Annotated in this window: 10 protein-coding genes; all 10 read right to left on the minus strand. The window is 56.1% G+C overall.

Annotation, left to right across the window (positions count from 1 at the left end):
- Positions 1-152 precede the first annotated feature (152 nt).
- Positions 153-929 carry a glucose 1-dehydrogenase gene (locus G411_RS0108675; RefSeq protein WP_022958801.1) on the minus strand — a complete coding sequence of 259 codons (777 nt, stop codon included), beginning with the start codon at positions 927-929 and terminating at the stop codon, positions 153-155.
- Positions 930-939: 10 nt separating this feature from the next.
- Positions 940-1,758, minus strand: coding sequence for an SDR family NAD(P)-dependent oxidoreductase (locus G411_RS0108680; RefSeq protein ID WP_022958802.1), 819 nt, complete (start codon positions 1,756-1,758; stop codon positions 940-942).
- A 26-nt stretch (positions 1,759-1,784) separates the two neighbouring features.
- Positions 1,785-2,780: an MDR family oxidoreductase gene (locus G411_RS0108685; protein WP_022958803.1), complete on the minus strand. Its 996-nt coding sequence runs from the start codon at positions 2,778-2,780 to the stop codon at positions 1,785-1,787.
- A 17-nt stretch (positions 2,781-2,797) separates the two neighbouring features.
- Complete coding sequence (locus tag G411_RS0108690) at positions 2,798-4,174, minus strand: DUF1329 domain-containing protein (RefSeq protein ID WP_022958804.1); 1,377 nt, start codon at positions 4,172-4,174, stop codon at positions 2,798-2,800.
- 80 nt (positions 4,175-4,254) lie between these two features.
- Entirely contained in the window at positions 4,255-6,162 is a 1,908-nt protein-coding gene (locus G411_RS0108695; protein ID WP_022958805.1) for a DUF1302 family protein, read from the minus strand.
- A 24-nt stretch (positions 6,163-6,186) separates the two neighbouring features.
- Positions 6,187-7,131 carry a YCF48-related protein gene (locus G411_RS19890; protein ID WP_169530646.1) on the minus strand — a complete coding sequence of 315 codons (945 nt, stop codon included), beginning with the start codon at positions 7,129-7,131 and terminating at the stop codon, positions 6,187-6,189.
- Between the two features lies 1 nt (position 7,132).
- On the minus strand, positions 7,133-8,515 hold the full coding sequence (locus G411_RS0108705; RefSeq protein WP_342664308.1) for a DUF1329 domain-containing protein: 1,383 nt from the start codon (positions 8,513-8,515) through the stop codon (positions 7,133-7,135).
- 45 nt (positions 8,516-8,560) lie between these two features.
- Positions 8,561-11,029 (minus strand): efflux RND transporter permease subunit, encoded by a 2,469-nt coding sequence (locus G411_RS0108710; RefSeq protein ID WP_022958808.1) that lies wholly within the window; start codon positions 11,027-11,029, stop codon positions 8,561-8,563.
- 378 nt (positions 11,030-11,407) lie between these two features.
- Entirely contained in the window at positions 11,408-13,009 is a 1,602-nt protein-coding gene (locus G411_RS0108720; RefSeq protein ID WP_022958810.1) for an AMP-binding protein, read from the minus strand.
- Positions 13,010-13,024: 15 nt separating this feature from the next.
- Positions 13,025-14,260, minus strand: coding sequence for a thiolase family protein (locus tag G411_RS0108725; RefSeq protein ID WP_022958811.1), 1,236 nt, complete (start codon positions 14,258-14,260; stop codon positions 13,025-13,027).
- Position 14,261: the final 1 nt, after the last annotated feature.

The raw sequence follows: 14,261 nt of genomic DNA on the forward strand, positions 1-14,261 counted from the left end.
CCATTAGCCTCGGTTAAAAATAGGGGATTACCAATGACGCGTTCTTTGCTGTGAATACTTGCCTACCTACTCGTTGAGATAGGGTTCTACTCAAGTGCGGAAACACCCACCGGGGCCGACAGTGGGCATTTCCTATCCCTGGAGGGGAGTTCTTACCGGGCGGTGTAACCACCGTCCATCACCAGCTCCGAGCCGGTCATATACCGCGACGCATCAGACAGCAGAAAAACAATGCCACTGGCAATTTCTTCCGGCTGGGCCATGCGTCCCAAGGGAATACTCGCCACCACACGCGAGGCAAACGCAGCTGCATCGTCATCCGGCAGTTGCGCGAGTGCGCCACTGACCAGCGGCGTTTCGACATAGCCGGGGTGCAGGGAGTTAACGCGGATGCCGTACTGACGGTCGGCGCAATACAGGGCCAATGACTTGGTCAGCGCCCGCACCGCGCCCTTGCTGGCGTTGTAGGCGGGCAGCATGGGGTCGCCGACAATACCCTCGATGGAAGACACATTGACTATCGATCCGCCCTGCGCCTTCATGGCCTGAATGGCCGCCCGACTGCCGAGGAACACGGCGTCGCTGTTGATGCGCTGGGTGCGACGCCAGCCGTCCAGGCTCTCGTCTTCCGGGCCGCAGATCACCGCAATACCCGCGTTATTCACTACACCATCGATCCGACCATAACTAGCCACGACCATTTCGAGGCAGGACTGCCATTGCTGTTCGTCGCAGACATCCAGCGCAAAGAACTCGGCATCCGCGCCGCTGCTGCGCAGTGCTTCACACAGCTCGCGACCGGCGGCAGCGTCGATATCGCTGACCGCCACTTTGGCACCGGCTTCTGCCAGCGCCCGGCAGGCGGCCGCACCGATGCCCTTGGCAGCACCGGTAATCAGCACCACCTTGTCTTTACAATCGATACTCATCACACACCTCTTAGGCTGCAGTAAAGCCGCCATCCACGGTCAGTTCCGCGCCGCTGATATAGGCGCTGGCGTCGCTGGCGAGGAACAGGGCCGCATTGGCGATATCTTCAGCAGTGCCGAGGCGTCCCATGGGGATCATCTGCTGTTCGAGCACAGCCGTGGCTTCCTCGCGGCTTTGGGTAAGCCCCACATCCACGAAGTCATCGTAGACCTGCTGTGCCATCGCCGTGTCGATCAAACCGGGGTGCAGGGAGTTAACGCGAATGCCGTAACCAAAGCGGGCAAATTCCACCGCCGAATGTTTGCTGATCGAGCGCACCGAGCCCTTGGTAGCCCCGTAAATGCTGTGGCCGGGTACACCGATCAAGCCAGCAATAGATGACAGGTTAATCACGCTGCCACCCTTGCCGAAGCAGCCGCCGGGCTGCATGGTTTCTGCCGCGTAGCGCAGGCCGAGGAATACTGACTGCACATTCACTTCGTGGATGCGGGTCATCTCTTCGATGCTGTTGTCTTCCAAACGACCGCCAATATAAATTCCGGCATTGTTGACCAGAATATCCCAGCGGTTGTGCCACTGCTTCAGTTCGCTAACGAGGGCGTTCCAGTCTTCCTCCAGAACGACATCCTGCTGAATGGCTCTGGCGTCGTAGCCTTGTTCGTTTAATTCTTCCGCGAGGCGTTGGCAGCTCGCACCGTCGATATCACTCAGTAAGACTGATGCACCGGAATACGCCATGCGCTCTGCACATGCCCGTCCAATGCCTGCGGCCGCCCCGGTCACCACCGCCACTTTGCCTTGTAGCGAGAAAGGATCTTTATTTTTCATTGTTATATTCCGTTTTTTATTTATCGTTATGATGCAGCGATATTCACGACAGCGCGACCGCGAATCTGACCCTGCAGAATTTGCCCGGCCATCTCGGGCAATTTATCAAAGTCGATCTCGACCGCCATGGCTTCGAGTTTGGCAAGATCTACCGATTCTGCCAGACGCTGCCAGGCCTGCTCACGCAGCGCCATGGGGGCGTGCACCGAGTCGACGCCCAGCAGTGCCACATTGCGCAGGGCAAACGGCATCATATTACCGGGCAGATCCAGTCCCTGCGCCAGTCCGCAGGCCGCCACCGCGCCGTTGTAGTGAAGCTGTGCAAGCACGTTAGCCAAGGTGTGGCTGCCGCAGGAATCGACGGCCGCCGCCCAGCGGGTTGCCTGCATCATCTCGCCCGGTTCGGACAGCTCACGGCGATCAATCACCGTATTGGCGCCCAGACTTTTCAGATAATCACTCTCCTCAAGCCGACCCGTAGACGCCGCCACGGTGTAGCCGAGCCCGGCCAGTAACATGATGGATACACTACCCACGCCACCCGAGGCGCCAGTGACCAGCACTTCGCCCGAGTCGGGCGTAATGCCCAGCTGCTCCAGACGCAGCAGTGACAGCATGGCGGTATAGCCCGCGGTGCCCAGCAGCATGGCGTGGCGCGTAGTAAACGCCGAGGGGACTTTCAACAGGTAATCACTGGAAATACGCAGGCGTTGGGTATAACCGCCGTTGTGGGTTTCGGAGGCGCCGTAACCGTTCATCAGCACTTTGTCGCCGACCTTGAAGCGGCTGCAATCCGACTTCACAACAGTGCCGGCCATATCGATGCCGAGGATGAGCGAAGGCTTCTGCACAATGGGAATCGCATCACTCATTGCCAGACCGTCTTTGTAGTTGACGGTAGAGTACTCAACCGCCACTTCCACATCACCGTCGCCGATTTGCTCACTGCTGAGCTGCTGGAATTCCACGCGATAACCGCTTTCATCGCGCACGCCCACCAGGGCTTTGTAGCTTTCTGTCATGATGATACCTCTAGTTGTCAGTTACCCAGACGGCGCAGCGCACCGTTGGTCAGATAGCGGTTATAAACTTCGTGGTCGTTGACCAACATGCGGTGGCCGCCGGAGATCTCGGCGAGCTGTTCGATGCGGGTCATTTTGCCGGTCTGTACGTCGAAGGCGTGGACATGGCACCAGGACCAGTAGGGATGATCGCCGTCCATGACCTTGCGGTCGCCGTCGTCGTACAGGCCATAGGCGCCATCGAAGGAGCGGAACATATCGCCGCGACGATCGAAGGTGACCATGCCCAACGGCAGTTGCGTGCGGGCATCAAACCACACGCGCTTGACGCCCACCGGCGCTCGGGGGAAGCCGGTGGGCTCGGCGTCCACGGCAATCGCCTCCGGCACCAGCTCCACTTCGGTATCCCAGAAGGTTTCACCTTTGGGGCCGCCGTGGGTGTTGTGCGACCAGTCTTCGCTCTGCGATGCCCAGCCGCCGCTGACCGCCGCCAGCATCGGGCCGCGACCGACGATACGGTAGTTGCCCCAGGTGTGGAGCGGATCGCCCGCCGCCCAGGCGTCGGACAAGTACAGGCTGGACCCCGGCACCAGCGGTTCAAAGCGCTGATCGGTGGGGAAGCGACGAATGCGTTTGAAGTCGGGGATGTAGCCGTAAAGCTCGGGGAATTTGTTCTGGTCGTAGTGCCAGATATTCAAGAACGAGGTGCCCCGCACGCTGTCCGGCGCGGTGAAGAACACGCTCTGATAGCGCAGCTTATCTTCATGCCCTTTCCAGTAGGGGCCGGGCAGCACAACGCGTCCGGTGGGCGCATACTCTGCCCAGCCGTTTTCGTAGCCGTAGCTCACCTTGCCGTCGCGGTTGAGATCGTATTCGCGAATCGCGTAGAACGAGGCGTCGTGACGCCCCCAGCTCAGAGTGAGCCCGGCGAAGAGTTCAACGCCGGTTTTGGCATCGGGGAAGGGCAGACCGCCGATCCAGGGTTTGCCATCGGCCGTGACGACATTGCCGTCGGCGTCGAACTTCGCCTGGCCGCGATGGCGGAAGCTGGCCTCGAGGTATTCCCAGGGGCTCAGCTTCATAATATCGGTCGTGGTGGCGCGCAGCTTCAGGCGTCGCCCCATCTCTTTGACCTGCATATAGGTCACCGGCCCGAGCAGCTCTTTAACCAGCTCGACATTACCGGCATCGATGAAATCACCGGCTTTCAACTTGCCGCCGGTGTAATCCTCAATTGAGCGCAATTCTTCCGGGTAAGCCGCATTGGCCTCGCCGTGTTTTTCCATTGCCGCCCAGACGGGCATCAGCAAACCGGCACCAACAAAGCCGCTGCCAATACGCAAAAATTCTCGCCGCGAAAATTGACGGCCAAAACGTCGGATGTGAAAAGTCATGCAGCGTCCTCGCGGAAAAAAGCCGGCGACAGAGCCGCCGGCAAGGTCCCATTACTTCCTGAGGGTGGGTATGTGAATACTCAAAACTGGTAGGCTATACGTAGACCGAATTCATCAGCCCAGTCCACGGTTTGAATAATATTTTCGTTCTCATTTCCATATAAGTCACCCTCCATGTAGTTGTAGAACATTTCAATGTTCCAGTTACCCGAAGGCTTCCATTTCAGTGCGGGCTGAACAAAGACACCGCCACGCGTGTCGTACAATACTGCTAGATCCGCACGCCACACCAGGCCAGGAAAGGGTTGCTGTACAGCTAGGGCTATACCATTCCAGCCATCAACTCCTTTTGGTGTATTGTTGACGGTAGCACCCATGCCACTAAGATGGCGGCCAAACAAGTCGGATTCGCTACGATACATCCATTGAAAAACCAAGTATGCCGCAGGAAAGTCTCTACTAAATCGTTGATTCTTCTCTAAAATCAACGCTGTGACATATTCATCCTCAACAATATATTCTTGACCCAAATCGATCGGCGTAAAGGTTTTATCCGGGGTATAAGACACCTCGAAGTTAAGAATCAACTGGTCGGTCCAGCTACCCGGCTCGCCGCTAAATATGTAGCTAAAGCCTGTGCCAAAGACATCTTCACGGTGATAGGTGCGCTCAAGATGTCCGCGTAGACCACCGTTACCGTTACCGGTCAGCACGCTGCCAACACCACCGGTCAAGATAAAGAACAGATCCAGTTCTTCTTTCGCTGCATCGATATTCGGCACCGGGCGCGCCAGCAACAACTGCGACGCAGGGAAGTCGGTAATCAGCTTGTTCAAGCCCTCCTGACCGTCCAGACGCGCCATGCCTGCATAGGTGAACCATTCCTCGGCACTCCATACCCCGGTCGGATCAATCTCGAGTGGCGTCTGCGCCAGGATGGCACCCGTGCCAGGCAGACCCGGAACATCACGATTCACACCGGATGCCGTCCAGCGCAAGGCACCGTCTGGGTTATAGCGGTTGGTGTACATGAACTGCAGACCAAAATCGCCGAGAAAGCCTTTCAGGCGGAAGCCACTATTAATTTTTTCATCGTACTGGCTAAAGCGATCATGCACCGTAAACTGCGAAGGAATAACATTGTAAGGTGTGTTCGGGTTGCCGTAGATACTGGGCTGAAACTGCTGGGCAAACATATCCAGTTCCCAACTGGAACCAAACTGATAAGACACTCGCACCGCCGGAGAGGAAATACGCTCATCTGCGTATTCTTCTGATGCAAAGTCCAAAATTGAGTGTCGCCGCAAATCCAAGCCATTGGCCACGTCAAAAACGCGGAAGAATAGCGCTTGCCCCCAAGCAATTTGCTGATTACCGGCACGAACCAGCAGCGGGCCATTCTGGTAATCGACATACAGCGAGGGAAAATCCACCATGTAATTGTCGCCAGCGACTTCAAGGCGATTTTGCTCGCCACCGGTATAAAAGTCGTCGTATTCAAAATAATTGGGCTCGCCGTAGAGATAGCCATCGGCTCGACTCCCCACTTGGTTAGGGTCAAATTCATCGTACTCAGTAGCGTCAAAAATTCCACGCACTTTCACCGTTGCTGCCCAATTATCTGAAAAACGCAACTGCAATGTGCTCTCAAGACGCGCCTGGGTGTGGTTAAAATCATTGCTGGCTGGCTCGACCGAACGGGTCGCCGAATCGGTAATCGGTACCGAAATTGGCAAAGGGAGATTCAGGCCAAGCAAAGTTCCCACATTCAAGCCGCCATCACGGTCAACGGTTTTGCCGTTGAACAGGTTACCCCGTTGGTTATAGGGGTTTTCTTCATCCGTCGTTTTCGCGGCGACTTCTACTCGCAACAAACCACTTAGGCTGTAATCAACGCCCAACAGCTCGCCACTCAGTGACCAGGCCGGGCTGCTGAATGCCACCGCCGCGGCGGTAAGCGCCGCAGCATGTGTTTTATTATTTTTCATTTCAGTTCTCCACTCGGTATCTATCTACAGCGAAATTTTGACGACGCGCGCAAACTGTCCGACGGCGTAAAACTCATTGCCGAGAACAGCGACGTCGCTGTACCAGTTTTCAAGGAACAGATCGTGATGCAGGTTTTCGGCGCGCTTCGCCTCCGGTGCGATGCTGATCGCCTGACGGATGCCGGTCGCCACCGCCTTGCCGTCGGGACGAATCGCGACGTCCATCAGAATGGCTTCATTACCGCTGTCGATGGCCGCCCAGCTATCACCGCCATCGCGACTGCGCAGCACGGTGCCGCTCTGGCCAACCGCGTAAGCGAGACCGCTGTCGGACAGCGCAAAACCAAACAGTGAGGCGTCACCCTGATGCAGCGGTGTCCAGCTCTGGCCGCCATCGTCGGAGCGGGCGATCAAGCCAAACTCGCCGACAATAAACACCCGGCCGCGCGCATCGAAGCTGACGTTATAGACGTGAGGCTGGTAGTCCTGACCGATCAGCGCAGGCCAGTCGATCTCGGCCTGCGTCCAGCTGGCGCCGCCATCTTTGGAATAGAGAACGGTGCCAAACGCGCCGGTCGCCACGGCCCGCCCCATTTCACCTTGCGCAACGGCAAAGAGACGATCGTCGGTGGGGGCGTCCACTTCCTGCCAGCCGTCACCGGCATTGCGGAAAATTTCGCCTTCCTGACCGACGGCCAGCAGCCGTCCCTGACGCTCGGAAACATCAAACAGCGACGTTCCCGGCGCGGTGGCGGCCTGGATTGTCCAGGCTTTGCCGTCAGGACTGCGACGCAGCTCACCGCCGGTACCGACGGCAATAAGGCCTTCACTGCCACGACTGATGCCGAACAGAACGTCATGGGGATGCTCCTGATGCACTTGCTCGCTGCTGGCGGCGAGCGCGGGCAGCGCCCCCCCCAGCAACAGCGCACAGCCTGCCGCCCTTAATGTGCGTTTTAGTGGTTTCACATTAACCCCCGAGGCGTTGCATAGCCTGTACAGTCAGGAATTTGTTATAAACGTCAACATCCCCAGGGTTGTAGTTTGTCTTGTAGCCTCCGGTTACTGTTTTAACTTGTTGGAAACGACTCATTCGATTCGATTGCACATCGTGACTGTGAACACTGGACCAGGACCACGCGGGATGTGCGCCATCCATATTGGTCAGTTTATCGTTGGTCTGCAGCGCATAGTGCGGCTCGAACGATTTCCAGATTTCGCCGCGACGGTCGTAGGTCACGTAGGCCACGTACATCTGGTTGCGCACGTCGATCCATACGCGGCGCTTGCCGACAGGGGCACGAGCATAGCCGGTCGGTTCAGACTCAAGCACGATACATTCAGGCACCAGCTCCATGTAGGTGTCGAAGAAGGTCTGGTCTTTTGGGCCACCATGAGTCGGCTTTTCCCAGTTATCATGGTGTCCACCAAAGAAATTGCGAGACCCAATACAGCCCAACATCGGCTTGCGACCAACGATCTTGTAGTTACCCCAAGTCAGTAGTGGGTCACCGGCAGCCCAGGCATCGGACAGGAACAGCGTGATCCCCGGCACCAGCGGCTCAAAGCGCTGGTTAGTGGGGAACTGACGTACCCGGCGAAACGCAGGAATGTAACCGTGTAGTTCGGGGAATTTGCGCTGGTCGTAGTCCCAAATGTTCAGGAAGGACGTACCGGCACTGTCGTTGGGCGCGGTAAAGAACACCGATTGATAGCGCAGCAGATCTTTCTTGTTTTTCCATATCTGGCCATCAGTACGAGCGGTAGTATTCAGCTCACTCCAGACGAAGTCGTACTGGTAAGACAGGTCACCATCTTTATCGATATCCCAGTCGCGCACCGCATACTGCGACCAGTCGTGACGACCCCAGCTCAAGGTCAGGTTGTATTGTGCTTCCACACCGTTTTTCGGCTCCGGGAAGGGGTTACCGCCATTCCAGGGCTTGCCGTCTTTCGTCCAGACATTGCCGTCTTTATCGAGTACCGCCTGGCCTTTGTTGCGCAGGGTCGCTTCCAGGTATTTCGCCGGGAACAGTTGGCTGGCGTCTTTCACCGGCTCAACAATATGAATGCGGCGACCCATGGTTTTCACGTGCATGTAGGCAACGGGGTCGAGCAGGTCTTTAACGTGCTCAACGTTGTCGGCAGTGATGACATCGCCGGGCTTAACCTTGCCTTTGGTGTACATCTCGATGGACAACAGCTCATCGGGATAGGCTTTGCTCATATCCGCACCGTTGGCAATCAGCGGCCAGAGTGGCGCGATGACCCCTGCGGTACCAATACCTTTGACGGTTTTTTCAAGGAAACTGCGACGGCTAAAATCAGGTCCGTATTTTTTAATGTGCATCATTCACCTCCGGGTTAAACCCTCAATTATTGTTAGTACTGTCACCGCTTAGACTTCGGTGACAGCCTCAGCACGAAATGACGGCTTATTACTGCTGCCAGCACTCATGCCGTCTTCTTCCAGTATTTTGCTGATATCCATACCTTCACCCAGCACCAGAATGTCTTTACTCGCCACAAACTTCGGCTTCATTACCCACACCAGCAGCGGCAATACCACCAGTGCGATAACCATGTTGATCAGCATTACCAGCACCAGCAGCAGCCCCATGTCGGCAAGGAACTTCAGGCCCGACAGGAAGTACCAGGGCAGGATGCCGAGCAGCATGATGCTGGCGGTGAACATGATCGCCTTACCGGTTGTGGTTAGCGCCGAGGTAATGGCGACACCGTAATCTTCACACTCGTGGAATTCTTCGCAGATGCGGCTCAGCAGATAGATGCCGTAGTCGATACCAACACCCACCCCGATGGCGGCCACCATCAGCGAGTTGATGTCCAGACCAATCCCCATAAAGGACATGCTGGTCGTAAGGATCATGTTCGACAGGTTGACCGGAATCAGCAGCACAATACCGGCGACAATCGAGCGGTAGGCATAGCTGGCGACCGCCAGAATGACCAGGTTCAGCAGACCCATAATCAGCCAGTGGTAACGCTCAACCACGTGGTTAATCGCCTGTTGAATCGCAATGGTGCCACTGCCCAGTCGCACGGTGAACGCGTCGTGATCTGCGTTGACCTGAGCGATAGCATCGCGCGCCGCAGCCAGGGCGTTATCAACCGTGTCCTGTTTGTTGTCGGCGTACCAGAACGACACCGTGGAGTTTTGCAGCTCAAAGTCCACCACGTTCGAGAAGGCCTTGGGGCTGGTCCCCATCAGCACCGCCGAAGCTGCCGCATTGACTGCGCGGTCATTGCTATCGAGCGGCAGCCACTTGGTATGCCCGCCGGAAATCAGCCGGTTGGCGTCCATCAGGTAATCGGCGAACGACAGCGTCGCACGCGGTGCGTGCTCACCGGCTTCCATAATGGATTGCAGCTGCAACATGGTCGCCACCGCGTCGGCTTGCTTGGCAACACGGTCGCTGCCGCTGTCGCCCTTGGCTTCAAGAATCACTTCCAGGGTATTCACGCCGGGGAAGTGGTCATTGATCTTCGCCACCGACACGTTGAACTCAGAGTCTTCCCACAGCAGGTTACTGCCTTCCACCGGGTTACCAATCTGAATCTTCATGGAGTGGTAGAAAGAGAACGCACCGATGAGCAGAGTGATAATCAAGGTGTAAGGGGCCACACGTCCCTGCGACAGGCGGGAAATTGCTGCAAGTGCACCTTTAACCTTGCCGTGGAAACCACCCGAGTGATCGCTGACGATCTTGTCGAGGTTGCGCGGCTCGGGCAGCACAGACAGCAACAGTGGCGCCAGGAAGACACCTGTCGGCGCCAGCATCATCGCCCAGAACCCGCAGAACAGCGCAAAGCGTTCCATCGCCGGAATCGGCGCGATGGAGATCAGGAAGATACCGGCGGCGTCAGTGATAATGCCGAGAATCGACGGCGCCATCATCACGCTGGTGGTCAGACCGGCGGCTTTCACCTTGTCACCGAGCTGAGCAAAGATTTCGTAGAAGCGCTCGGTAAACTGCACACAGTGACTGAACGAGCGCGCAATGAGCAGCAGCGGCACGATCATCAACAAGGGCTCGATGGGCATCTTCATCCAGCCGGCAAAACCAAAGCCCCAGATTGCCGCCACGATACTGGCGAAGATCGGCGTCACCACACCGGCAATGTTCTGGGTATAAAACACCAGTGCCAGAATCAATGCGCTGAGCGTAATGGCAAAGATGCCAATCATCTGGTGCTGGTATTCATACACCCAGCCGGTCAGTGCAGGCTGACCCGCCATGTACACATCGTGATGTTCGTCGCGAGCATCATCGGCCAGCTTTTTCACGTAGGCAAAGGCCTCACCGTAATCGAGACGCTGCTCGATAAAGGTTGCGGTAATCAGCGTAGCGGTTTCATCTTCAGAGATCAGAAAGCGTCGCGCATTGGGCGACTTGCGAACATTGTCTTTAAAGAGCTGCACTTCTTCAGCGGTGGCCGGAACCGTATCGCCCATCAGCGGCTGTGCATCGATACCAAAGGGCGTCGCTTCTGCGTAGCGGGCTTTCTCGGAGGCAATAGAAAGAATCTGGTCGTGGTCAACGCCGGGTGACAAGTCGATGTCACGCGTCAGGTCCCACACTTTTGCCAGGGTTTCCGGGTTATAAATATCGCCGTTTTTATTTTTCACCATCAGGGTGAATGTCAGCGGATTACCGAAATTCGGATGGTCTTTAAAAACGTGAATAAAAGGATCATCTTTCGGCAGCAGATCAGAAAAGATCGTTTCCAATCTGACGTTCTTCAGACCTGCGGCAAAGAACAGAGTTACTGCCAGGAATAACAGCGACGCAATAACGCGATGCTGTAATACGGCCATGGCAATTCGGCCTCGAATATTATTCATTTCGCCAGTCCTTCAACACCGTAAAGCAGGCAATGCTCTACGTATTATTTTTTTAGTTCATGCAAACCGGATGCATTCAGATTAGTCACTTCTTCACAAGTCGGTAATGCGCGTTCCCGACCCTTTTCCTGTTAATTTACGACAGGCCAAAAAGTGCTTATGAAATAAATGCTTGTGATGATTTTCACGCCGATTCTCTTCTTATATTTGTTATTCTTTTTAATCATTTTCGGGGCATTCTCCAGCCGCCAAAAACCCACAGCAAAGCCGCCGTTTTGGAAAATAGAGAAGTCCTTTTCGAAAAAAAAGTATGCGCCGCCTCAAGCGGAGCTAACACTACCCGTTAGGGTAGTCGTCAACTCTGCTCGACGTTCGCCGTCAGGAGGCGAAGTCATACACGTGGTTTTTCTGCTCTTTAAATAATTCAAAGCAAAAACGTGCCTGGGGCTTTTCCGATGCCGTTTTGGGAATTTCCGACAGCACCTGAATAAAGCTTGGCAACTCGGTGCGCCCCAACGACTGACGACAGTGCTGCAGCAGCTTTTCCGGCTGGAAAAGGCAGGCATCAACCGGCACCACCGCGGCAATCACATCTTTCTCACCCGGCACACCGCTCAGCGCGGGAATACCGTAGACAAAGACATCGGCCACATCGTCGTACTCGGCAATGGTTTTTTCGATTTTCGCGGTATCGATAAACTCGCCATTGCGACGAATTTCATCGCCTTTGCGGCTATCGAAATAGAACCAGCCATCTTGATCACGATGACCGATATCGCCCGTGAAAAATACACCGCTTTGCACTTTTTTCGCAGAGGCTTCGGGATTTTTGAAGTAGGTCACGGCCAGCTCCGGCAAGCCGGGAGCCGCTTCAAAAACAATTTCACCGCGCTCACCCGGCGCACATTCACGGCCATCCTCGTCAATCACCCGTGCAATCAGGTTTGCCGGTGGCTTACCGATACTGCCGACCGGGCCGCCCGGAGGATTGAAAATCATGCCGCCTTCGGCAGCGCCGTAGAACTCGAACAGCTCAACATCGAAGCGCTTTTTGAAATCTTCCCAGATCGCTGCGGGCATACCCGCGCTGAGGATATAGCGCACCGGATTGTCGGCGTCATCGGGACGTCGCGGCTCACTGTAAATGGCCGTGGTCATACCGCCCAGCAGATTGAACATGGTGCAGCCGTAGTGACGACAGATATCCCACAGTCGCGACTTGGAGAAACGACGGCTGATAACCCCGCGCATTTCCATTTTCAGTACATTGCCCAAGGTAATGAGCTGCGCATTGGCGTGGGTCAGCGACAGGCCCGTGTAGGGACGATCATCCTCACGCATATCAATCATCGGACCGATGGAGGCCACATTGTCGAAGCGCAGATACGGAGCGCGAATGGCTTTCGGATCGCCCGTCGTCCCCGAGGTGTAGAGCATCTGCATGACTTCTTCCGGGCTGTCTACCCGACATTCACGCTCGGTGTAATCACCGGCAATCACCTGCTCGTAGGCTTCAACGCGAGGGTCGCTGGGCAGCGTCACTTTTTCGCCGGTATCCATGACCCAGATCCAACGGATCTGCGGCATGTTTTTGCACACCTCGTACACGCGGTTAAAGCAGTAGTCGGCACAGAACACGCCGGAACATTCCGCCCAGTCGAGCATGTAGTGAAGACGATCCCCGCCGGTGCGTGGATCGATGGGAACGAATACCGTGCCCGCCAGTGAGCTGCCTACCATGGCGTCGATAAACTCGGGGTGGTTCTGCATTACCAGCGCAAAACTGCTGCCTTTTTCCATGTCTCGCTCGAGCAACGCCTGATTGATTCGCTGCCCTTGCTCCCACAACTGGCGATAGCTGCGGATTTCGTCTTCGAAATCACCGGCGGGATTGATATTGACGAAGGTCAATACATCCAAGTCCGGGTTTTTCTGCATCTTGGCTTCAATTAAGTTCGCCAGAATCGCTTGATCTTTCATTGCTTCCCCCCGCTTTTATTCTTTTGACAGAACGCTCAACACCAGCGCGGCGGCATCACTGCCGATATAACCACCGCCGTTCTCTGCCAGCGCATGTCGAGCACCATCGACCTGACGGTCTCCGGCCTCACCGCGCAATTGGGTGACCAGTTCAACAATCTGTGCAGCGCCGGTGGCACCAATCGGGTGCCCTTTGCGCATCAGGCCACCGGAGGTATTTACCGGCACCTTGCCGCCCAGCGTGGAATCTCCGCGAGCGACGAAATCGCCGCCCTCGCCATCGCCGCACAGGCCCAGATACTCGTAATATTTGATTTCAGAAATAGCGGAAGCGTCGTGCAGCTCCACGCAGTCAATATCGTCGGCGCCGACACCCGCCTGCTCGTAGATCGCGGCAGCGGCTTGCGGCACCATTTCATCTTCGCCTTCGGCACGGTCCCAGCCGCTGTGCAGGCTAGATGCCTTAACACGCACGCAACGCGACATGCCCAATTCTTTGGCTTTCTTCTCACTGACCAGCACAACCGCCGCCGCGCCATCGCCGATGGGCGCGCACATGGGCAAGGTCAGTGGCGAGACAATTTCCCGCGCCGCCAGTACCTGCTCAATTGAGACGCGATCACGGAATTGCGACAGGGGGTTGAGGCTGCCGTGGAAGGAGTTTTTGGCAGAAACCGCCGCCAACTGCTCGGGGCTGGTGCCGTAGCGGTGCATATGCTCCCGCGCCCAAGTGGCATAGATATCGATAAAGATGGAGCGCGTGATGCCTGCCTGACTCATGTCCAGTTCAGCACCAATCGCCTCGTTGCGGGTTTTCAAACCCGCTTTGATGGCGTCGATCTGGTCGACATCAATCGCACCGGTAAAAACCGAGAACGTCTTTTCTTTATCTTTGTGGTACAGCTTTTCATAGCCGCACACCAGCACCACGTCGTACACCCCGAGGGTGACCATCGTAGCCGCCTGTTGAAAGGCCGTTGCCGACGTGGCGCAGGCGTTTTCCACATTGATGACGGGAATACGGCCAATGCCCATGTTGCGCAGCACCACCTGACCCGGCACACACACTTGGCCGGTGATGACACCTGCAGCGGCATTGCCCATATAGGCGGCGCCGAGATCCTTGGCGCCGATACCGGCATCTTTTAATGCTTCATTAATCGCCGTAGTAGCCAGCTGGCTCAGACTTTGATCAATAGCATTCCCAAAGGGCGTCATACCGACGCCCGCAATATAGGCTTTCTGTTTCAAG

It is taken from the genome of Spongiibacter tropicus DSM 19543 (genome assembly GCF_000420325.1).
In the GTDB taxonomy this organism is placed as follows: domain Bacteria; phylum Pseudomonadota; class Gammaproteobacteria; order Pseudomonadales; family Spongiibacteraceae; genus Spongiibacter; species Spongiibacter tropicus.

Coding starts and splice junctions, on each gene's coding strand:
- G411_RS0108675 (WP_022958801.1), bottom strand. CDS start 929: ATGAGTATCGATTGTAAAGACAAGGTGGTGCTGATTACCGGTGCTGCC.
- G411_RS0108680 (WP_022958802.1), bottom strand. CDS start 1,758: ATGAAAAATAAAGATCCTTTCTCGCTACAAGGCAAAGTGGCGGTGGTG.
- G411_RS0108685 (WP_022958803.1), bottom strand. CDS start 2,780: ATGACAGAAAGCTACAAAGCCCTGGTGGGCGTGCGCGATGAAAGCGGT.
- G411_RS0108690 (WP_022958804.1), bottom strand. CDS start 4,174: ATGACTTTTCACATCCGACGTTTTGGCCGTCAATTTTCGCGGCGAGAA.
- G411_RS0108695 (WP_022958805.1), bottom strand. CDS start 6,162: ATGAAAAATAATAAAACACATGCTGCGGCGCTTACCGCCGCGGCGGTG.
- G411_RS0108705 (WP_342664308.1), bottom strand. CDS start 8,515: ATGATGCACATTAAAAAATACGGACCTGATTTTAGCCGTCGCAGTTTC.
- G411_RS0108710 (WP_022958808.1), bottom strand. CDS start 11,029: ATGAATAATATTCGAGGCCGAATTGCCATGGCCGTATTACAGCATCGC.
- G411_RS0108720 (WP_022958810.1), bottom strand. CDS start 13,009: ATGAAAGATCAAGCGATTCTGGCGAACTTAATTGAAGCCAAGATGCAG.